The organism is Plantactinospora sp. B24E8 (assembly GCF_039871735.1).
Classification (GTDB): domain Bacteria; phylum Actinomycetota; class Actinomycetes; order Mycobacteriales; family Micromonosporaceae; genus Plantactinospora.
Map to the genome: position 1 here is coordinate 165,625 of NZ_JBDPMH010000004.1, position 20,199 is coordinate 185,823.

General features: G+C 72.4%; 17 protein-coding genes. 8 read left to right on the forward strand and 9 right to left on the reverse strand.

Going from position 1 to position 20,199, the window contains the following annotated elements; genetic code table 11:
- Window positions 1-9 precede the first annotated feature (9 nt).
- Window positions 10-5,184 (forward strand): zinc ribbon domain-containing protein, encoded by a 5,175-nt coding sequence (locus ABGB21_RS08890; protein WP_347677289.1) that lies wholly within the window; start codon window positions 10-12, stop codon window positions 5,182-5,184.
- Between the two features lie 43 nt (window positions 5,185-5,227).
- Here ABGB21_RS08890 and purE read toward each other — a convergent pair whose 3' ends face one another.
- Genes purE through ABGB21_RS08905 form a run of 3 tightly spaced genes read right to left on the reverse strand, consistent with a single transcriptional unit; the run spans window position 5,228 to window position 8,914 of the window.
- On the reverse strand, window positions 5,228-5,728 hold the full coding sequence (purE, locus tag ABGB21_RS08895) for a 5-(carboxyamino)imidazole ribonucleotide mutase (RefSeq protein WP_347651211.1): 501 nt from the start codon (window positions 5,726-5,728) through the stop codon (window positions 5,228-5,230).
- The gene (locus ABGB21_RS08900) at window positions 5,725-6,900 is read right to left on the reverse strand and encodes a 5-(carboxyamino)imidazole ribonucleotide synthase (RefSeq protein WP_347651212.1); all 1,176 of its coding nucleotides are present in this window, start codon (window positions 6,898-6,900) and stop codon (window positions 5,725-5,727) included. The genes purE and ABGB21_RS08900 overlap by 4 nt, the downstream gene beginning before the upstream one ends.
- Window positions 6,901-6,913: 13 nt before the next feature.
- The gene (locus ABGB21_RS08905) at window positions 6,914-8,914 is read right to left on the reverse strand and encodes a thioredoxin domain-containing protein (RefSeq protein WP_347677291.1); all 2,001 of its coding nucleotides are present in this window, start codon (window positions 8,912-8,914) and stop codon (window positions 6,914-6,916) included.
- A 234-nt stretch (window positions 8,915-9,148) separates the two neighbouring features.
- On the opposite strand from ABGB21_RS08905, the gene ABGB21_RS08910 reads away from it, so the two are divergent.
- Both ABGB21_RS08910 and ABGB21_RS08915 read left to right on the forward strand, forming a co-directional pair.
- Window positions 9,149-9,295, forward strand: coding sequence for a hypothetical protein (locus tag ABGB21_RS08910; protein ID WP_347651214.1), 147 nt, complete (start codon window positions 9,149-9,151; stop codon window positions 9,293-9,295).
- A 91-nt stretch (window positions 9,296-9,386) separates the two neighbouring features.
- Window positions 9,387-9,833, forward strand: coding sequence for a helix-turn-helix transcriptional regulator (locus ABGB21_RS08915; RefSeq protein ID WP_347677293.1), 447 nt, complete (start codon window positions 9,387-9,389; stop codon window positions 9,831-9,833).
- 73 nt (window positions 9,834-9,906) lie between these two features.
- Here the strand turns inward: ABGB21_RS08915 and ABGB21_RS08920 are convergent, their stop codons facing one another.
- The 3 genes from ABGB21_RS08920 to ABGB21_RS08930 all read right to left on the reverse strand — a co-directional run bounded on the left by ABGB21_RS08920 (window position 9,907) and on the right by ABGB21_RS08930 (window position 11,980).
- Window positions 9,907-10,374 carry a hypothetical protein gene (locus tag ABGB21_RS08920; protein WP_347677295.1) on the reverse strand — a complete coding sequence of 156 codons (468 nt, stop codon included), beginning with the start codon at window positions 10,372-10,374 and terminating at the stop codon, window positions 9,907-9,909.
- 445 nt (window positions 10,375-10,819) lie between these two features.
- A complete protein-coding gene (locus tag ABGB21_RS08925; protein ID WP_347677297.1) occupies window positions 10,820-11,569 on the reverse strand; it encodes a TipAS antibiotic-recognition domain-containing protein in 750 nt (249 codons plus the stop codon).
- An 84-nt stretch (window positions 11,570-11,653) separates the two neighbouring features.
- Window positions 11,654-11,980 (reverse strand): hypothetical protein, encoded by a 327-nt coding sequence (locus tag ABGB21_RS08930; protein WP_347651219.1) that lies wholly within the window; start codon window positions 11,978-11,980, stop codon window positions 11,654-11,656.
- 164 nt (window positions 11,981-12,144) lie between these two features.
- On the opposite strand from ABGB21_RS08930, the gene ABGB21_RS08935 reads away from it, so the two are divergent.
- The 4 genes from ABGB21_RS08935 to ABGB21_RS08950 all read left to right on the forward strand — a co-directional run bounded on the left by ABGB21_RS08935 (window position 12,145) and on the right by ABGB21_RS08950 (window position 13,779).
- Entirely contained in the window at window positions 12,145-13,002 is an 858-nt protein-coding gene (locus ABGB21_RS08935; RefSeq protein ID WP_347651220.1) for a helix-turn-helix transcriptional regulator, read from the forward strand.
- A gap of 35 nt (window positions 13,003-13,037) precedes the next feature.
- Window positions 13,038-13,235, forward strand: coding sequence for a DUF397 domain-containing protein (locus ABGB21_RS08940; RefSeq protein ID WP_347651221.1), 198 nt, complete (start codon window positions 13,038-13,040; stop codon window positions 13,233-13,235).
- A gap of 88 nt (window positions 13,236-13,323) precedes the next feature.
- Entirely contained in the window at window positions 13,324-13,521 is a 198-nt protein-coding gene (locus ABGB21_RS08945; protein ID WP_347651223.1) for a DUF397 domain-containing protein, read from the forward strand.
- 39 nt (window positions 13,522-13,560) lie between these two features.
- On the forward strand, window positions 13,561-13,779 hold the full coding sequence (locus ABGB21_RS08950) for a hypothetical protein (protein WP_347651224.1): 219 nt from the start codon (window positions 13,561-13,563) through the stop codon (window positions 13,777-13,779).
- 85 nt (window positions 13,780-13,864) lie between these two features.
- Here ABGB21_RS08950 and ABGB21_RS08955 read toward each other — a convergent pair whose 3' ends face one another.
- Window positions 13,865-14,908 (reverse strand): saccharopine dehydrogenase NADP-binding domain-containing protein, encoded by a 1,044-nt coding sequence (locus tag ABGB21_RS08955; RefSeq protein ID WP_347651225.1) that lies wholly within the window; start codon window positions 14,906-14,908, stop codon window positions 13,865-13,867.
- A gap of 103 nt (window positions 14,909-15,011) precedes the next feature.
- Here ABGB21_RS08955 and ABGB21_RS08960 point away from each other — a divergent pair, with 103 nt between their 5' ends.
- A complete protein-coding gene (locus ABGB21_RS08960; RefSeq protein WP_347651226.1) occupies window positions 15,012-15,959 on the forward strand; it encodes a helix-turn-helix domain-containing protein in 948 nt (315 codons plus the stop codon).
- Window positions 15,960-16,074: 115 nt separating this feature from the next.
- On the opposite strand, the gene ABGB21_RS08965 is transcribed toward ABGB21_RS08960, so the two are convergent.
- A complete protein-coding gene (locus ABGB21_RS08965; protein WP_347677299.1) occupies window positions 16,075-17,415 on the reverse strand; it encodes a hypothetical protein in 1,341 nt (446 codons plus the stop codon).
- Between the two features lie 67 nt (window positions 17,416-17,482).
- Window positions 17,483-20,176 (reverse strand): EAL domain-containing protein, encoded by a 2,694-nt coding sequence (locus ABGB21_RS08970; RefSeq protein WP_347651228.1) that lies wholly within the window; start codon window positions 20,174-20,176, stop codon window positions 17,483-17,485.
- Window positions 20,177-20,199 lie beyond the last annotated feature (23 nt).

The following is a 20,199-nucleotide window of genomic DNA, read 5'->3' on the forward strand; positions in this document are numbered from 1 at the left end:
GGGGGTGCCGTGAGTACGTACCTGTGCTCCTCGTGTGGCCGGGAGTTCGAAGCGGCACCGCGATGTCCACAGTGTGGTGCCGAACAGGAACAGTGGTCCGAGGAGCTGGCCCGGATCGAACGCGCCATCGCGGACATGAAGATCCGCGAGTCGGCGATCGCCAAGGAGCAGAAGACGATCGCCTCCCAGATGCAGGCGGCGCTCTTCCAGCGCGACATCCTCACCCATGCCGCCCAGCAGCGGCGCAAGCAGAACGCCAAGCCGCGCCGGGTGTTGCGCCGGCGGGCCGACCGCCGCCCACCGACCGCCGCCCCCGGCGGCACCGCACCACCCCGGGTGCCCCGGCAGCCGACCAGCGGCACCGACCGGACCGTGCCGCCACCACCGCCACCGCCGCCGCCCGGGGCGGAACCGACCTGGGACCCGGGGCCCGGGAACCGGCCCGAGGCCTCGACCCGCGAGGTCCAGAACATCCTGCTCGGGCTCGGCGCTCTGGTGCTCGGGGTGGCCGCGGTGGTCTTCGCCGCCGTGGCGATCAGCTCGCTCGACGACTTCAGCCGGGTCGCGATCATGGTGCTGGCGACCGCGCTGACGCTGCTCGCCCCGCCCAGGATCGCCCGACGTGGCCTCACCGCCACCGCCGAGACCATCGCCGCCGTCGGCCTGCTGCTGGTCCCCCTGGTCGGGTACGCCCTCTGGACCGTCGACCGGTTCGGTGACAGCGGCCTGCCCGGTTCCCTCTTCGCCGGGTTGACCTTCCTGCTCACCGCCGGCATCGCCGCCGCGTACGCCCGGGCCACCGACCTCGCCGCCCCCCGGTACGCGGCGGTGCTCGCCGTCCAGCCGATCCTGCCGCTGGCCGCGTACGACTGGGTCGCCGGCCCGACCGGCTGGGTGGTGGTGCTGACCGCGGTCGCCCTCGGCAACCTCTATCTCAGCCAACTCTTCACCGAGGACGGACGGCTCACCGGCACCGCCCGCTTCCCGTTCGGCGGCGGCCGCTCCACCGACCTGCTGCACCCGACCGGCGACTTCGACCCGGCGGACCTGCCGGCCCGACGTCCGGCGAACCTGCCGCCACCGAGGGACCGACGGTCCGCCGCCACCGACCCGGCCGACGACCCCGACCTGGTCGACGACCCTGACGCGGACGACGACCCCGACCTGGTCGGCGACCCCGACCTGGACGACGGGGATGGAGACGGCCGGCCGGCCGGCGGAGCCGAGCGGCTGACCGGCCGGGAACGGATCGGACCGCAGCGGGGTCCGGGCCGGCCCGAGACGGTCCCGGAGGAGGCCGACGCGGTACTTCGGCCGGACCTGACCGCCGCCACGCCGTCCGGCGGCCGGGGCGCCGGCCGGCCCACCCCGTGGGTACGGGAACTCGCCTGGACCCTGCACGGCGTGGCCCTCGCGGTGGCGCTCACCTTCGCCACCAGCGCACTGCTGACCGCCGACACCGTGCCGGCGGCGACCCGGGCCGGGACGGCGCTGCTGCTCGCCGCCGCGGCCGTACTGGTCGGTGCGCTGACCCTACGTCGGCCGCCGCTCCCGGCGGTCGGGGCGGCCGTGCTGACCCTGGCGGTGATCGGTGCCGCCGGCCGGATCGCCGCCGTCGCCCTGCCCGGCCAGGCGCTCGTCGTGATCGCCGCCGTCATCGTGGCCACCGGCGTCGGAGTACGGGCGGTGCCGGAGGCGGCCCGACGCGGACCGCAGCTCGCCTCGGCCGCCGCCCTGGTGGTGATCGGGATCGTGGTCGCCGGCGGGGCGCTGCGGGCCGCTCTCGCCCCGGTCCGGGCCGCGCTGCCGGTCTGGGCGGCCGACCTCGCCGCGTACCCGGCCGAACTGGCCGCCGGAGCCAGCGCCACCACCTGGCAGCTCGCCACCACCGCGCTCCTGCTCACCATCGCCGCCGTACTCGCCTCCCCGGCCGAGGTACGGCGCGAGTTCGCCGTCGTCGGGGCGGCGCTGACCGCGCTCGCCGCGCCCGCCTCGTACGGTCTGAACTGGATCGCCGCCCCGTGGCCGCCGGTGCTGGTCGCGATCGGCATCGGGGTGGCCGGGCTGACCGCGCAGACCCGCCGGTCCGCCGCCGTGCACGCCGGCGCCGCCGCCCTGGTCGGGCTCGCCGGCGCCGCCATGTCGGTGACCCGACCCGGCCTCACCGCCGCCGTGCTGTTCGCCCTCAGCGTCGCCGGGACGCTGGTCGCCGTCGCCCCCACCATCCGGACCGCGCCGCTGGGCCGCTCCGCCGGCCTGGTCGGCGACTGGGCCGCCGGCGGGGCCGCGTTCGCCTTCCCCGGTGCGGTGGCCGCGTTCGTCGCGGCGACGGTGCCGGTGGACCCGACCCCGACCACGCTCTCGGTCCGGCACGCCACCGAACCGGTCCTCGCCGCCAGCTTCCTCGCCGTCTGTGCGGTGCTCTGCTACGCGACGGTCACCCAGGTGGCACAGCGGCTGATCAGCCGGCCGCTGGCGGTCGGCACCCTGCTCGGCGCGCTCGCGGTCACCGCGGCGGCCTTCGGCGCCCCCGGCGCGACCCTCGCCGACGCCGCCGTGGGCGGACTGCTCCTGGTCAGCGCGGTGCTGCTGGTCCTCGCCCCGTCGATCGACGCGGGCCGGCGGGCCGACCGGCTGCTGGACGGGGCCGACATCGCCGCCGCCGCGGCGACCGCGGCGCTGGTCGGCACCCTCGCCCGGATCGCCGGCATCCTCGGTGACGGCGCCGAACTGGCCGCCGCCGCGTTTGTCGTCCTGGTGGTGGCCGCCGGTATCCGGGCCATGCCGGAGCAGTGGCGGCGCGGCCCGGTGCTCGGGATGGCGTTCTGCGGCGGGGTGATCGCGCTGATCGCCGGCTGGACCGCGCTCGCCGGTGGCCTGCAGGCGCTGGCCACCCCCGGCCGGCTCTGGGCGGCCAGCCTCGCCGACTGGCCGGTGGACGGCACCGGCACCGGCTGGCAGGCCCCGGTCGCGCTGGTGCTGCTCGCCGGGGCCGCCGCGATCGCGCTGCCCCGCCCCTGGGCGTACGACGTCGCCGCCGCCTGCGTCGGACTCGCCACCATCGGCACCCCGGCCGCGCTCGGCCTGCCCTGGTGGTCCCCGATCATCGTCGGCGGAGCGGTCGCCACCAGCTACGGGATCAGCGCCGTCGTCGCCGCCGACCCCCGGGCCGGGCTGGCCCGGGCCACCGTCGCCGGCGTGGTCGCGCTGCACGCCGTGGGTGCCAGCCTGGTCCGGCCGTGGACGACTGCGGCCGCGCTCGGCATGATCGTGCTGATCGGGGTGGTCGTCGCCGCCCTCGCCCGGCTGGTCGGCGGCCTCGCCGGGCCGGCCGACGACACCGGGCCGCTGACCATGATGCCGCAGACCGCCCAGATCGGCGGGTTCGCCGGCGGCGGCGCGCTGCTCGCCCTCGCCGGGGCGCTGGCCTCGTTCTGCGCCGCCCTCGAACGACCCGCCGAGGTGGTGGTGCTGGCCGCCCTCGGTGGGGCGAGCCTCGGGGTCGCCGTGGCGGCGCTGGTCCGCCGTCAGGTCCCGCAGTACCTGCCGTACGCCACGGTCGGCATCGTCGGCGGCGCCACCTCGGCGTCCCTCGCGGCGCTCCTCACCCAGCTGCACTGGGGCGTCTACGCCGCCGCCGCCGTCCTGCTCGGGGTCCTCGCCGAACTGGTCCGGGCGGTCACCCCGGCACCGACGCCGCTGCGCGAACCGGCCCGGCGCTGGTCGGTGATGCTCGGCGGGGCACTGCGCCGGCTGCCCGAGCCGACCCCGACCGGCCGGTGGTCGGTCAGCCCGGCGGTCGGCGCGATGGTCGCCGCCGTACTGCCGACCACACTGGCCGTGGCGGCCCTCGCCCCGGCGCTGGTGGCGGCGTTGGTCGAGCCGTACGAGACCCTGCGGGACATCTGGGGCGGACCACCGGCCGGGCTGGCCGGACCGCAGGCCGGAGCCGGCAACGACGGCAACGTGCTGGCGGCGCTGCTGCTGACCATCTCGGCCGGACTCGCCGCCACCGGCTTCAGCGGCGGACGGCCGTCCCGGGCCGTCCCGGTGGTGCTGCCCGGTGCGGCGATCACCCTGCTGATCGCCCCGATCTCGCTCGGCATGGGCTGGCCGCACAGCACGTTGGCCGCGCTCGCCGTCTTCACCCTCGCGATGCTCGGCCTCGCCCTGACCCCGCCGCCGCCGGACGCCGAACTGGCCCGGTCGCTGCGGCTCACCCGGGTGCTGGTGTTTGGCATCGGGCTCGCCGCGGGTGGTGCCGGACTCGCCGGCGCCCTGGCCACCCGGGAACTGACCCTCTTCACCCTGGGCGCCGCGGTCGGGGTCGGCGCGGTCGCCGCGCTCGGCGGCCGGACCCAGTACGCCCGCATCCTCGGCTGGCTCTTCGCCTCGGTGATGGCGCAGACCTTCGTCTTCACCCTCGGTCTGGTCCTCGGGTTCGCCCCCGAGTGGTCCGCGTTCGGGGTGCTCGGTGTCGGCGCGGTCCTGGTGCTGGCCTCGTCGACGCTGCCCCGGCTGCGGCACCCGGAGGCGACCCGCGAGGCGACCACGGTGGAGTGGACCGGTCACGCGGCCGCGCTGCTCGCCGCCGCCCTGGCGTACGACTCGCCGCGGCACATCGCCGCGCTGCTGGCCGCCTGGGGTGCCGTGCTCGGGATGGCCGCGACCCGGCCCTACCGGAGTACCGCCGAACGCCGCACCCTCTTCTGGGCGGCGGTCGGCTGCGAGATCGTCGCCTGGTGGCTGTTGATGGCGTTGGCCGACGTCGCCCTGCCGGAGGCGTACACGCTGCCGTTCGCGGTGCTGGCGCTGCTGGTCGGGCTCCTCGAACTGCGACACCGCGCCGACCTGAGCAGCTGGTACGCGTACGCGCCGGCGCTGGTGGCGGCGTTCCTGCCGACCCTGGTGATCCTGCTCGCCGGTGACGACAGCGCGCTGCGCCAGGTCCTGCTGCTGCTCGGCGGGGTGGCGACGCTGATCTTCGGCTCGTACCGGCAGCAGCAGGCGCCGGTGATCATCGGCGCGGTGGTGACCGCGCTCGCCGCGCTGCGGGCGCTGTTCAGCTTCGGGCCGTGGCTGGTGCTGATCCCGGTCGGGCTGCTGCTGCTCGCGTTCGGGGCGAGCAACGAGAACCGGCGGCGCACCCAGGAGCGGCTGCGGGCGGTCCGCGGCATGCGCTGACCGCCCCGCCAACGTCCACCCGCCGTCGCGGCGGGCCGCTACCTCACAGGGTGGCGTGCAGGGCGGCTTCCTTCTGCGCGACAAGCTGCTCCAGCTCGGCCTGGTACGCCGCCATCCGGTCCCGCAGGGCGACATCCGTCGCGGCGAGGATCCGTACGGCGAGCAGGCCGGCGTTGCGGCCGTTGCCGATCGAGACGGTGGCGACCGGGATGCCGGCCGGCATCTGCACGATCGACAGCAGCGAGTCCATCCCGTCCAGGTGCCCCAGCGGCACCGGTACGCCGATCACCGGCAGCGGGGTGACCGAGGCGACCATGCCGGGCAGGGCGGCGGCGCCACCGGCCCCGGCGATGATCACCTGGATGCCCCGGTCGGCGGCGGTCTGGCCGTACTCGATCATCTTGACCGGGGTGCGGTGCGCCGAGACGACCCGGACCTCGTAGCCGACGCCGAACTCGTCGAGCGCCTCGGCGGCCTTGCCCATGGTCGGCCAGTCCGAGTCGCTGCCCATGATCACACCGACCCGGGGCGTGCCCGCGCTCACTCGTGTCCCTCCCGCAGCCACCAGGCCGCCCGGGCGGCCCGCTCGCGTACCTTCTCCAGGTCGTCACCGAGCACCGTGACGTGCCCGATCTTCCGGCCGGGCCGGGTCTGCTTGCCGTACAGGTGGACCTTGACGCCCGGGTCCTCGGCGAAGAGGTGGTGCAACCGCTCGTCGATCGACATGCCGCCGTCCGGCCCGCCGAGCACGTTCGCCATCACCACCACCGGGGCGGTCAGCGCGGTGTCCCCCATCGGGTAGTCCAGGACCGCCCGCAGGTGCTGCTCGAACTGGGAGGTCCGGGCCCCCTCGATGGTCCAGTGCCCGGAGTTGTGCGGCCGCATCGCCAGCTCGTTCACCACCAGGGCCGGCTCACCGTCGGCGCCGGTCACCTCGAACAACTCGACCGCGAGCAGCCCGACCACGCCGAGCGAGGTGGCCAGGTCGATGCCGAGCTGCTGGGCGGCGACCGCCAGCTCCTCCGGCAGCCGGGGTGCCGGGGCGAGCACCTCGACACAGATCCCGTCCCGCTGCACCGTCTCCACCACCGGGTACGCCGCCACCTGCCCGAACGGCGAACGGGCCACCTGCACGGCCAGCTCCCGGCGCAGGACGACCCGCTCCTCGGCGATCAGCGGCGTCCCGGCGGCGCGCAGCGTGCCGACCAGCTCGGTCGCCTGCTCCGGGCCGGTGACGACCCAGACGCCGCGACCGTCGTAGCCGCCCCGGGCCGCCTTCAGGATCACCGGCCAGCCGAGTTCGTTACCGAATTCCACCAGGTCGTCCGGTTCGCTGACCGGACGCCAGCGCGGCACCGGGGCACCCAGCTCGGACAGCCGCTCCCGCATCACCTGCTTGTCCTGGGCGTGCAGCAGCGCGTCGGCCGGCGGGTAGACCGTCACCCCGGCCTCGGCGAGAACCCGGACGTGCTCGGTCGGCACGTGCTCGTGGTCGAAGGTGACCACCTCACAGCCGTCGGCGAAGTCCCGCAGCGCGGCGAGGTCGGTGTGCGAGCCGATCCGGACGTCGGCGGCGACCAGCGCGGCACCGTCGTCCGGGCTGAGCGCCAGGACACGGAGCGACTGGCCGAGGGCGATCGCGGCCTGGTGGGTCATCCGGGCCAGCTGGCCTCCGCCCACCATGCCGACAACGGGCAGACCCGTGCGGGAATCCATAGCGCCGGCAAGCCTAGCCGCTGGCCGGGCGGAGCTGCGACAGCAGGGCTTCGGGGTCGGTCACCGGCCGCTCGCAGACGAAACCCCGGCAGACGTACGCGGTCGACTCGCCGTCCCGCATTGGCCGGTCCGCCAACAGCGGCGCCCCGGGCTGGTCGGGCGAGCCGGCGACCACCACCGCCCCGGGCGGGGCGTGCCGGTGGGCGACCGCGAGCAGCGGGTCCCCGGCCGGGTTCTCGGTGACCACCGCGATCTCGTACGGGCCGGAGAGCAACGCCTCTCCCGCGGCGGCGGCATAGCCGGTGAACCGGGCGTGCCGGGCGATGATCGGGGCGAGCGTGCCCAGGGCGGTCTCGGCCGCCTCCCGGTAGCGGGTCTGCCCGGTCAGTGCGGTGTACGTCACCAGCGCCGCGCAGAGCGCCGACAACCCGGACGGGGTGGCGTTGTCGGTCGGGTCCGCCGGCCGGCTGATCAGCTGCTCGGCGTCATCGGCGGTGTCGTAGAAGCCACCCTTCCCGGTGCCGAACCGGGCCAGCGCGGTGTCCAGCAGCTCCCCGGCGAGCTTCAGCCAGCGGCCCTGACCGGTCAGTTGGTGTACGGCACAGAACGCCTCGGCCACCGCACCGTGGTCCTCCAGCACCCCAGCCGGTTCGCCGACCCGGCCGTCCCGGGAGACCCGACGCAGCCGCCCGTCGACGATGTGCCGGTCGGCCAGCACCTCGGCGATGCCGACCGCGGCGGCGGTGGTGACCGGGTCGGCGGTGAGGGTGGCGTACTCGACCAGGGCGGTGACCGCCAAACCGTTCCAGGCGGCGACGATCTTGTCGTCCCGGGCCGGCTGCGGCCGGCGGTCCCGGGCGGCGCGCAGCCGGGCCCGCACCCGGCGCCACCGTTCGCGCAGCTCGGGGTCGGCGTCGTCGATGTCCCGGGCCAGCCGCAGCACGCTGGTGCCGTGTTCAAAGGAGCCGATCTCGGTGACCCCGAACAGGTCGGCGGCCCAGGCGCCGTCCTCCGGGCCGAGTACGTCGACAAGCTGCCCCGGGGTCCAGGCGTAGGTGGCGCCCTCCACCCCCTCGGTGTCCGCGTCCAACGCCGAGGCGAGACCACCGGCCGGGGTGCCGAGGTCGTCGAGGAGGAACGCGGCGGTCTCGGCCGCGACCCGGCCGGCCAGCTCGTCCCCGGTCAGCCGCCACAGCTGGGTGTAGACCCGGAGCAGCTGGGCGTTGTCGTAGAGCATCTTCTCGAAGTGCGGCACCGTCCAGTGCCCGTCCACGGAATAGCGGGCGAAGCCACCGGCCAGCTGGTCGTAGATGCCGCCCCGGGCCATCGCCTCGCAGGTGTGCCGGACGATCTCCAGGTCCCGGGCCGAGCCGGTCCGCTGGTGGTGCCGGAGCAGGAAGAGCAGGTTCATCTGTGGCGGGAACTTGGGCGCGCCGCCGAAGCCGCCGTTCGTCTCGTCGTACTCCCGGGCGAGTTGGTCGGCGGCGGCGTCGAGCAGGTCGGCGGTGAGCGGGCTGCTCGACCCGCCGATCGCCTGGGCTCCGCCGATCGCCTCGACCACCGCGGCGCCCTGACCGAGTACGTCCGCCCGCCGCTCGGTCCACGCCGTGGTGACCGACTGGAGCAACTGGAGGAAGTGCGGCTTCGGGAAGTACGTGCCGCAGAAGAACGGGGTGCCGTCCGGGGTGGCGAAGACCGTCATCGGCCAGCCGCCCTGCCCGGTCATCGCCTGGGTGGCGGTCATGTAGACGGCGTCGACGTCCGGCCGCTCCTCCCGGTCCACCTTGATCGACACGAAGTTGTCGTTGAGCAGCCGGGCGACCGTCTCGTCCTCGAACGACTCGTGCGCCATCACGTGGCACCAGTGGCAGGCGGCGTAACCGACCGAGATGAGCACCGGTACGTCCCGTCGGGCCGCCTCGGCGAACGCCTCCGGCGACCAGGGCCACCAGTCGACCGGGTTGTCCTTGTGCTGGAGCAGGTACGGGCTGGTCGCGTCGGCCAGTCGAGTCACCCGACCACCTTCGCACACCGAGCGCGCCGCTGTCCCCGACGGTCCCGGAACGGCTGACGCCCGCGCGAGCACGAGACCGTCCCACGAGCCAACTGATCTGACCGGTAACTGACATTGGCATCTATCACCCCAACCTGTGTTGTCGGAGCACCGAATGTCCGCAACTAAGCCCGCCAGCGCAGGCTCGAACTCGGCGCGGTGCGCGTGTGGCCCACTTCCTTCCAGCCAATAGCCATGATCCGTACGCGGCGGCTGATCAGGCAGTCCGATCCCGAGGCGCTGCACATCTCGCTGCCCACACACGGACGTCTGCACCTCGAATGGGACAACAGCTCCACCAGTTGCGACACCAACGATCTGCTGGTACTCGACACCGGTTGATGGGCCGGGGAATCCCGGGACAGGGCGCGGTGGCGACCTGCTCGCCGCGCTCCTGAAGCGGCTGAGCGACAACACCGGCTCGTACGGTCCGATGGACGGGCCACGGCTGGAGGTGGTCCTCGTCGACCTGGCGTCGGCGCTGTTCGCCCACGTACTCGACGCCGAACCGGCACTGCGACCGGATGCGCACCGCCGGACGCTGGTCCTGCGTATCCGGTCGTTCGTCCAGCACCACCTGGGCGATCCGCGGCTCACCCCCGGCAGCATCGCCGCCGCCCACCACATCTCCACCAGCTATCTGCACCGGCTGTTCCAGGAGGACGACGACCTCACGGTGTCGGCCTGGATCCGCCAGCAGCGGCTGGAACGCCCCCGGCGCGATTTGGCCGATCCGGTGTTCGGAACCGAGCCCGTGAGCCGGATCGCCGCACGCTGGGGCTTCACCCACGCGGCCACGTTCAGCCGGGCACTCCGCGACGCCTACGGTCTGCCGCCCCGCGACTACCGCGACGTGGCGGATACGGGTAGAGCCGGCTGACAGCGGATCCCCCGGGTACGCGAAGTGCGGGTGGCCGCCCGACGGCCACCCGCACACCCATCAGCAACACCGACTAGCCGCAGTTGCCCCAACTGTACCGGGCGCCGTGCGCCCTGGACGCACCACTCGGGCTCCAGATGAAACCGTCGTACTGCACGCACTTGTCACGGGCCGGCCCCTGTACGGCCGCGTAGTACGAGAAGTTGCCGGCCTCCTGCCGCCAGTTGGACTCGCCCTGGATCAGGAGTCCCGCGACCGTTCGCGATGACGTACCGAGGTAGGTCGACTTGAGCACGACGACGCAGTTGTACCCGGTGGCCGAGTTGTACATCAGGTACACGTCACCCCACTTGGATCCCGAAGGGGTCAACACGTTCCGGTGTCCGTCGGTGGTGTCGCTCCAGCTACCTCCGAAGTCACCCGCGCACGCCTGGAAGCGGGTGTACGGGTTCGCCGCCGCCTGCGCCGGTGCGCTGAACATCGCCATCAGCATCATCACCACCGCACCCAGAACGCCTAGCCGGCCGATGTACTTCTTCACGTTCCCTCCCCTGACCGTGATCGATGTCCCCGGACCGGAAACTCCACCCGGTCCGGCCTGACTCCAGGATCTCGGGGCACGACGGGTCTGTCGTTGGCGACGAGTGCACAGTGGCTTGACGATGCGTCCACGATCACCTTCCGAACTACGGTCGTGATGCAGCCGACGGCCAGGCGTCGCCCGTGGTGTTGGTGTGCGCGGCGATGGCGATGGCCACCAGGCGCTCGTTCTTGCCGAGATCCTTAGTGGCCCGCAGGGCGGCCTTGACCGTCTGTGCCCCACCGAGGGCAGACGTGCACGTAGACTCGGGGCCGCCTCTCCCATCTACTCGCCGCGGGCACCCAACATGTCCACGTGTGCCTCAGAGTCACCCTGGTGACTCTGAGGCACAACGCTCGACCGCGAACACGGCTCGCTCCGGGAGCCTCCGACCCGACCTGCCGGCTCAGCCGCCGAACACACGCTCGGCGTAGACCTTCATCGCGTCCCGGATGAAAACCGCCGTACCCTCACCGTGCCGGTCGTAGTTCGCCGTGAACCGCGGGTCCGCGACGTACATCTCGGCCAGGTTGAGGAAGTACTCCCGGTGCACCGGGTTGCCGGCCATCGTCAGCCACTCGTGGTGGCGCCGGGTGATCGCCTGGACCTCGTCGCCGTCCACCGGTGCGGCGGCGGCGTGGGCCCGACCGAAGTCGGCGGCGATGTCGAGCTGGCGTTGCATGAAATCCCGCTGCTCGGTCTTGCTCAGCGAACGCCACCAGCGGTCACCCTGCTGGTACGCCTCCCGGCCCCACCGCTGGGTGACCTCCTGCTCGTAGCGGGTGTGGTCGAATCCCTCGAACGCCTCATCAGCCATGATCTGTTCACCTCCCTCCAGCTTCCGCAGCGTGGTGCGTACCGACTCGATCTGCCGGCCGATCCGCTCCCGCTCCTGTTCGAGCAGGCGCAGATGGGTCCGGAGCGCCACGCCGCTGTCCCGCTCGCCGTCCAGCACACGGTTGATCTCGGCCAGGCCGAGACCCAGCTCCCGCAGCAGCAGGATGCGCTGCAGCCGCAGCAGCCCAACCTCGTCGTAGTACCGGTAGCCGTTGCGGCCGATCCGGCTCGGCGTCAGCAGCCCGACCTGGTCGTAGTGCCGCAGGGTTCGGCTGGTGGTGCCGGCCGACCGGGCCAGTTCCTGGATCGACCACTCCACCGTCCGCTCCCGATCTCGTCGTACGGGTCAACGGTAGAAGTTGACGCGGCGGCAGAGTCAAGCCGTTACCCGGGAGACGTACGTTCAGCGCCGCTCGTCGGCGGAGTCCGCATGTCGTACCAGCCGTCGGAGCGACCAGGCGAGGATCCTGGCCTGGTCGAGGTCGAGGTCGAGCGGATAGTCCTCGACCAGATCGGCCGCGCAGAGCCGCAGGTTGACCCCGACCAGCGGCACCGGCAGCGCATCCATCCGGAACAGGCTGGCGGTCGCGTGGACGATTCGGTCGCTGCCCCACGGCGGCACCTCGCCGGAGTAGTGGATGCCGTCCCGGTCCACCTCACACCAGAACGGATGTTCCGGCACCACCGGGCAGGCATTCGCGCTAGTCGGAAGCTCGTCGGGCATGGCCATCGGGGTTCCCTTCCACACGCTTCGGCCGACACCAACCTTCGACTGTCAGCAAGCAGTCGATCTCTATGAGCTATTTGGTCACCCATGAATCTGGCAAAACAAAAGAGCATGTGCAATATTCTCGGTGAGATCGGCACGATGATGATCGATGAGAAGGAGTTGTCATGCCAGAGTCAAGCCCTACCGTCCGTCGGCGTCGACTCGGCCTCATCCTTCGTGACCTGCGGTTGGCCGCACGCCTCACCGGCGACGAGGTTGGCCGGCGCGTTGAGCGGTCCGCGTCCTGGGTCAGCCGGGTCGAGAACGGCCGCGTTGGCTTACGAGTCCGCGACCTGCACGATCTGCTCGATGCCCTCGAGGTGACAAACCCGGAGACCCGCACCGAGTTGACCCAGCTTGCGCGGGAGAGCAAGCAGCGTGGCTGGTGGAACCGCTACGGCCAGACCATCACCGGTCCGTACGCCAGCTTCATCAGCTTCGAGCACGAAGCCTCCGACCTGCGCAGCTACGAGGGCATCGCGGTGAACGGCCTGCTCCAGACCGAGGAGTACGCCCGAGCCCTACTCGAACACGGGATCCCACGGGTGACGGGCGAAGATGCCGATCGGCGAATCGGCATCCGAATGCGGCGCCAACAGCGGCTGACGGCGCAGGATCCGCCGAGTGTGTGGATCATCCTTGAGCAGTCGGTCCTCCACCGGCCGTTCGGCGGTCCTTCGATCATGCGCCGGCAGCTCCAACACATGCTCGACCTGGCCCACGACCTCCTGCACGTCTCGATCCAGGTCCTGCCCTTCAACCAGGCGCTCTATGTCGGACTGATCGCCTCGTTCTGGATCATCTCGTTCCCGCCACCCGACCAGGACATCGTCTTCACAGAGGGAATGAATGGCATGATCATGGAAGAGGAAGCTGATGCCCAGGCCTACACCCTTGTCTTCGACGAGTTGCGTTCCGCCGCCCTCAGCAAGACCGACTCTCTGAAGCTGATCAGGGAAAGCATGGGCGAATATGATGGTTGAGACGGCATGCGCGGCCGACCGAAGAGGTTATGGCAATGGCACCTATGGACGAAACCTGGCGGGTCAGTACCCGCACGGGCAACAACGGCGCATGCGTCGAGGTGCGCCGCGTCGACCACCGGGTGGAGGTACGGGACAGCAAGGACCGCAACGGCCCGGTGATCGCCTTCCCCCCTGCCGCGTGGACCGGCTTTGTCACCGCTCTCGGCGCCAGCCCGACCGTCGGCGCCTGACACTCTTCGCGGGCGGCCACGAGCAAGCCTGACTCCGTCAAGCTGCTCAGGCGGCTCATGCCGACGTTGACTTAGCGGGAGGATCGCCATGGGGCCGTTGGACGCGACCTGGCGGGTCAGCACCCGCACCGGCACCCAGGGTCAGTGCGTCGAGACACGCCGCGTCGATCACCGCGTGGAGGTCCGCGACAGCAAGGACCGCGACGGACCGGTGATCACCTTCTCCCCTACCGCTTGGACCAACTTCATCAGCTCGGCCACCATCCTCGGCACCAACCCGAGATGAAAAAACGCGTCCTGCGACGGCCGCCGGCATAGTTGCCCCGTGTCCGGAGCCTTGTCATGGTCAAGCAGCCTTGACCTACTCGCCCACCTGTCCGCCGTCGACCTGCGGTCCTGTCGGGACGAGTCCGGGCTCGACGCGTTCCTGGTCACCCTGGGGGTGGCCGTTCTCGGCGAGCCGAAACCCGCCGAGTGCCTGCGGGTCGACTACGTGACCAACGAAGAGTCAGACCTGAGTCAGGGCATCGTACGCAATGCCTAGCTTGTTGTTTCGCACTGTCACCGCCTCATCCCCGATCTCATGTACGGCTGGGCGCATGGTCGGTAACACCGATACCTGTTGCTGGTCAGCTGCGGGTGTCGGCCGGCCCGAGCAGCGTGAGGTGCGCGGACAGGGCGTTGAGGAAGTCGGGGGCGTCGAAGACCGCGCCGGCGGAAACAACGCCGGTTGCCCGGGTCCGGCCGGTGAGGATGCGGTCGACGGCTTCCACGGCGAGCGGCGCGCTGATGGCGTAGATGTCCTGACCGGTGGCGGCCACGCGGCGTTCCGTGTCGCCGGAGCGGACGAGGACGTCGATGACGAATGTCTGTGCGGAGCGGCCGCGCTCGTCGACGGCGGTCGGTGCCATGGGGTCGGGGGAGAACAGGTCCGAGGCCGCCTTGGCGGTCATGTAGGTGCGCACCTCCGGCACGGCCAGGTGGCTGGGGACGGTGACGACGTCGGCCATGGTGAACTCGCCGATGACGCTCTGCGGGCCGAGCGGTGCCGGGAAGGACCACTCCAGGGTCGGCAGCGCATCGTCGTGGTACTGCAACTGTCCGCCGGTGAAGCGGACCCGGCGGCCACCGCGCCGCTGCGACGAGACCACTCCCGAGGCGAGCGTGCCGGCGGTAGGGTGCCAGCTGCTCAGGCCGTAGGCGACGTGCACCTCGTCCGCGGCCGCCCAGTCGCCCATCGCGGCGGTGACCAGCAGGTCGCCGAGGCCGCCGTAGAAGGCCATCGCCGGGACCACCACGGTGCCGGCGGCGCGGGCGCGTTCGGCGAAGTGCGCGAACGTGTCGAGGTTCGCCTCGATCTCGGCCGCCACGTCGACGTACGGGACGCCGGCGCGCAGCGCCGCCTCGACCACCGGCCCGGCGGTCAAGGCGAACGGCCCGGCGGTGTTGATCACCGCGTCCGTCCCGTCCAGTGCCCGGTCGAGCGAGGCCGGATCGTCGACCGACGCCTGCCGCGCCTCGAGGTTCGGGTGCTCCTGCACCAGCGCCTGCAGCTTGTCCTGGTCGCGTCCGAGCAGGAGCGGGAGGTATCCGCGCTTCTGCAGTTCGGCGACCACAAACCGGGCGGTGTGCCCGTACGCGCCGTAGACCGCGACGTTCCGAATCGTTGCCATGTCCTGCTCCTCGGCGCGTGAAGTGATCCGCTGCTGTAGATCTTGGCCTCGTCGGCGTACCACTGCCAGTGTCCGGAACGACATGGCCCGTACAATTCCCGACATGACTGCTGTCCCGCGCTCCGTCGCCCTCGCCGCCACCGACGGGATGCTGCACTTCGAGTTGGCCCTGGCCTACGAGGTCTTCGGCTCAGCCCCGGACGCCGTGCAGGGCCCCTGGTACGACGTGAGCGTGTGCGGCACGCGGCCCGTGCGGGTCGGCAGGTTCCTGCTGGAGCCGGACTGCGGGCTCGACCAGTTGGCCCGCGCCGACACTGTGATCGTCCCCGCCCTGGCGGACGTCGACGAGGACCCGCCGAACGACATCGTCGAGGCGGTGCGCACGGCCCACGAGGCGGGCGCGCGGGTCGTCTCCCTCTGCACGGGAGTGTTCGTACTCGCCGCCGCAGGCCTGCTGGACGGGCTGCGCGCGACCACGCACTGGGCACACACCGAGCAACTGGCCGCGCGTTACCCCCGGGTGACGGTCGACCCGGACGTGCTCTACGTCGACAACGGCAGTGTGCTCACCTCCGCGGGCAAGGCCGCGGCGATGGACCTGTGCCTGCACCTGGTCCGCCGCGACCACGGCTCGGCGATCGCCAACATCGCCGCTCGCCGCTTGGTCGTGCCGCCGCACCGGGCCGGTGGTCAGGCGCAGTTCGTCACCACACCGGTGCCCGCCCAGGACGACCACCCCCTGGCCGACCTGCTCCCGTGGGTCATGCGGCGGCTGGACCAGCCGCTCACCGTGGAGGACCTGGCCCGCCAGGCGAACATGAGCTCGCGCCACTTGACCCGCCACTTCCACGCGATCACCGGCACCACCCCGCTGCAGTGGCTGCTGACCCAGCGGATCCGCCGCGCGCAGGAATTGCTCGAGACCACCGACGGCAGCATCGACACCATTGCCACGGCCGCTGGCATGGGCACCGCGACAACGCTCCGCCGCCACTTCCACCGCACGATCGGCGTGCCGCCGGACAGTTACCGCCAGACGTTCCGGGGGTGAGGCTGCACTTCTCACCCTGACGGCACTCGGGTCAATAGCCGACGGGCCACCCGCCTTGCGGGCCGACCCGGGCTCGTCCCAGGCCGGAATCACCGGGTGGTGGGCAGGTCCGGAATCACCGGGTGGTGGGCAGGTACTGGCAGAGCTTCCGGGGAAAGTCCGGCCGCACCGCCAGAACATCCCCGCACCCGTGGCCCTGGGTCCGTACCACGATCCGCCAGCCGTTCGACTCCCAGTGCAGGAAGTAGCGGTGCACCGAGGGCGGCGCCTCGCAGCCGGGCCGGCCGCCCACCCCGCACGCCGCACTGTTCGTGTCGAGGGTCAGTACCAGCCAGCTGCCGTCGCACCGTTCCGTGTTCCGGGCGCTGTTGCGGGGGACGTCCATCCCCTGGACCGCGGCGGTGATCCAGACCGGATCGCAGTGGTCGGCTGGAGGCGTACAGCCGACGGTGGGGTCGCAGCGGCGGTAGCCGTCGGCCTGCCGCGCCCATGTCTCCTGGTTGAGCACCACCAGCCGGTCGCCGATCGGCTTCGGTGCGCGCAGTCGTACCTGCCGGGTCGTCCGGGTCGGACAGCCACCCACCATCCCGGACCGCGCCGAGTCGACGGCCACGTCCGCGTAGATCCGGTCGGGCTGCCCGTCCGGACCCGGCTCCTCGGTGTAGTTCGTGATCCGTGGGTTCCGGGCGCACTCCGGATGCCCGGCGGGCAGGTCGACGTCGAGCAGCAGGGTGCGCCGGTCGGGACCGGGGCGTACCCGGGTCACGTCGGCCTGGTACGTGCTCCACGTCGGTGCGGCCGCCGCCGTCGGTGGCGGCGTCACCTCGCCCCGGCTGCCACCCGCCCGGGCCAACGCGCGGCTGCCGAGGTCGGACGCGAGCGTCGGGTCGCCGTCCGTCGTCCCGTCCCCGACCACGAGTACGGCCAGCAGATAGTCCCCGGCGTGGCCCAGGTAGTACGCGTCGGACGCCTCCCCGGCCCGGTAGTCACGCAGCACCAGCAGGCCCGCGTTGTCCACCGCCAGCACCTTCCAGCTCTCGGCGGGACCGGACCGGGCACACCGGGTCAGCTCGTCACGCAGCCGGGTCAGCGCCGGCCCGGCCCCACCCGGGTACCGCGCGACGTACTCGTAGACGTGGTACCGGCCGACGGCGGCGTTGATGGTCCGCTCGCCGGTCGGCGCTGCTGCCGCCGGCGGGTCGGTCGACGTGGTGGGGGTCGGCGGGTCGGTCGACGCGACAGGGGTCGGCGGCTCGCAGGGCAGGGGCGGCAGGGGATGTTCGGCGCCCGGTCCGCCGTCCGCGATCCGGGCTCCGTCCCCGAGGTCGGCCCCGGTCAGCATGACCTCGTCGGGGATCACCGTCTCGTCCGCATCGGACGGGTTGAACCCGGCGCAGCTGGAGACCAGAACCACCGCCGTCAGGAGCGCTCCCACCACCACACCCGTCTTGCGCATCCGGACAGTCTGGCGGCGTGTTCCCGGTGGCACGTGAGTCGAAGTACTCAGCCCGGGCAGCCCTGATTCACGAGGCGCCGTCGGCGCGCAGCGGCAGGATCCGGGCCTGGGCCGAGTCGAGCAGTGACCGGAGCACCGCGACGATCTTGTCCGACGGCATCGGCCGGAAGAAGTGGTAGCCCTGGGCCGCGGTGCAGCCCAGCTCGGCGAGAGCGGCCCGCTGGTCGGCGGTCTCCACCCCCTCCGCCACCACCCGCAGGCCCAGGTAGCGGGCCAGGTCGACGGTGGTCCGGACGATCGCCGCCGCCTCCGGCGACTCGGCCATCTTCATCACGAACGACCTGTCGACCTTGAGTTCGTCGACCGAGATCCGGGTCAGGAAGGCGAGCGACGAGAAGCCGGTGCCGAAGTCGTCGACCGCGAGCTGCACGCCCATCTGGCGCAACGCGGAGAGCACCTCGTCGATGACCTCCAGCTCGCTCATCACCACCGTCTCGGTGATCTCCAGGACCAGCCGGTGCGGGGGCACCTGGTGCCGGCGCAGCGACTCGGCCACCTCGGCCGGCAGCCGGGGATCGAGCAGGCTACGGGCCGAGAGGTTGATCGAGATCGGTACGTCGAGCCCGTGCCGCGCCCAGTCCGCCGCGACCGCCAGCGCCTTGTCGACGACGTACCGGGTGAAGGAGCCGAGCAGTTCGCTGCCCTCGATGGCCCGGACGAACTCGGCCGGGTTGAGCCGACCCCGGCGGGGATGCCGCCACCGGATCAGCGCCTCGACCCCGGTCGGTTCGCCGGTGGCGAGGTCGACGGCGGGTTGCAGGGCCAGGACGAGCTGGTCGTCGACGCCGAGTGCCTCGCGCAGTTCGGCGAGGAGGGCGAGTTTGTCGGTGCTGGCCGCGTCCCGCGTGCTGTCGTACGACGCCACGCTGCCGCCGCCCTCCTTCGCCTGGTACATCGCGATGTCGGCCCGGCGCAGCAGCTCGGTCATGTCGGCGGTACCCGCACCCGCGACGACCACCCCGACCGAGACCTCGACCGACATCCTGACCCCGGCGACCTCGATCGGGGCGGCAAGCTGTTCGACGATCTCCCGGGCCCGGCGCAGCACCTGCGGGGTCGGGGACCGGTCGCCCCCGGTCGCTCCGGTCAACACCGTCGGCGACGGGATCAGCAGGGCGAACTCGTCACCGCCGAGGCGGCCGAGCAGTTCGCCGGGCCGGGTCAGCGCCTCCAGCCGTTCCGCCGTCACCTGCAGCAGTTCGTCGCCGGCCGCGTGCCCGAGGGTGTCGTTGACCTCCTTGAAGTGGTTGATGTCGAGCAGCAGCAGCGCCACCGGGTGGTCGTGGGCCAGTTGGTGCAGGGCCAGGTCGCCCCGGCTCAGCACCGCCGCCCGGTTGGCCAGGTTGGTCACCGGGTCGTGCACCGCCTCGTACGACGACCGGGCGGTCACGATCCGCAGTTCCTGGTGGGTGACCGCGTCGTGCAACGCGGCCGCCAGCGCGTCACCGAAGGTGGAGAGGGCGTCCTGCTCCCGGCGGGCCGGCGGGCCCGAGCGGGGGAACCGTACCCGCAGTTCGCCGACCTGGATCGTCCCGACCACCAGCGAACGGGCCAGTTCCTGGTCGCACCGGGCGACCGGCGCCTCCGGGTCGCCGACCGCGCCGGCCGCCGAATCCCGTCGTCGGGCCGCCGGGTCGAGCTGCCCGGTGGTGGTCTGGCGGTCACCGTCGGCCCCGGTCGGCTCCCACCGCGGCGGAACGACCCAGCCGGCCTGCCGACAGGGCTCCGGCCACTCCCCCTCGGACAGTTCACGGTGGACCACCGCCGTCCCGGGCTCGCCCGCGTAGCGGCGCCACCGGCCGTCGGCGCGCCGGACGTCCACCTCGACCCGGTCCGCGCCGAAGATCTCCAGCGGGCCGGTCACCCCGGCGGTCGCCACGGCGTGCTCGTCGAGCTGGTTGAGCACGCCGGTGGCCTCGGCGAGTGCCCGCCAGGTGCGCCGCTCGTCGTCGGCCCGGAGGTGCTGGCTGTACAGCTGCTGCAGGAGCCAGAGCACGCCCGGTAGCAGCAGCAGCCAGCGCGGGTCGTGTTCGGTGACCGCCACGACGGCGAGTCCGATCAGGATGTTGCCGACGAACATCAGCAGTTTGCCGCGCAGGGCGCGCAGCAGTACCGGCCCGGGACGGCACCCGTGCCGCAGGGCGAGGGTGAGCGCGGCGAACCCGGCGGTCACCAGCAGGTAGGTCAGTGCGCCGACGGCCAGGGTTCCGGCGAGTGGGGGCGTCAGGCCGGCGCCGAAGGGGGTGGCCAGCGCCGTGGTGACCACGGTGGCGAGGGCGACCGCGACGGAGAGCGAGGCGCTGGTGTGCAGGACGTCGAGAACGGATCGGCGGTCCGCGACGATCGACAGCAGGGTCCAGGCCACGGCCACCCCGACCAGGGTGGCGGCCGGCATCCACCCCGGCGGTACGAGATAGAGACCGATGATCAGGGCCGCCTCGCCCCAGGAGACGTTGACGACTCCGTTGGCAACCCGGAACCGGAGCCGGAACAGCTGCGCCGTGCCCAGCACGGCGGCGGCGACGCCGAACCGGGCCAGCGGGGTGAGCGGGTCGTCGGCCGGCAGGGCGGTGGGAAGGACCAGGCCGGTCACGGCGGCGCCGATCGCGACGGTCAGGACGGCGAGGCTGAACACGAGCCGGCGTCGGGGAGCCGGGGCGATGCCGGCGAGGACCTGCCCACCCCGCCGAGCGGTGGTCACGGATCCCCGCCGTTCGCGGTACG

What these genes read in the sequence shown, in the direction of transcription:
- ABGB21_RS08960 (WP_347651226.1), top strand. Translation starts at nt 15,012, where the DNA reads ATGACTGCTGTCCCGCGCTCCGTCGCCCTCGCCGCCACCGACGGGATG.
- ABGB21_RS08935 (WP_347651220.1), top strand. Translation starts at nt 12,145, where the DNA reads ATGCCAGAGTCAAGCCCTACCGTCCGTCGGCGTCGACTCGGCCTCATC.
- ABGB21_RS08915 (WP_347677293.1), top strand. Translation starts at nt 9,387, where the DNA reads ATGGACGGGCCACGGCTGGAGGTGGTCCTCGTCGACCTGGCGTCGGCG.
- ABGB21_RS08940 (WP_347651221.1), top strand. Translation starts at nt 13,038, where the DNA reads ATGGCACCTATGGACGAAACCTGGCGGGTCAGTACCCGCACGGGCAAC.
- ABGB21_RS08910 (WP_347651214.1), top strand. Translation starts at nt 9,149, where the DNA reads ATGATCCGTACGCGGCGGCTGATCAGGCAGTCCGATCCCGAGGCGCTG.
- ABGB21_RS08900 (WP_347651212.1), bottom strand. Translation starts at nt 6,900, where the DNA reads ATGGATTCCCGCACGGGTCTGCCCGTTGTCGGCATGGTGGGCGGAGGC.
- ABGB21_RS08965 (WP_347677299.1), bottom strand. Translation starts at nt 17,415, where the DNA reads ATGCGCAAGACGGGTGTGGTGGTGGGAGCGCTCCTGACGGCGGTGGTT.
- ABGB21_RS08955 (WP_347651225.1), bottom strand. Translation starts at nt 14,908, where the DNA reads ATGGCAACGATTCGGAACGTCGCGGTCTACGGCGCGTACGGGCACACC.
- ABGB21_RS08945 (WP_347651223.1), top strand. Translation starts at nt 13,324, where the DNA reads ATGGGGCCGTTGGACGCGACCTGGCGGGTCAGCACCCGCACCGGCACC.
- ABGB21_RS08930 (WP_347651219.1), bottom strand. Translation starts at nt 11,980, where the DNA reads ATGGCCATGCCCGACGAGCTTCCGACTAGCGCGAATGCCTGCCCGGTG.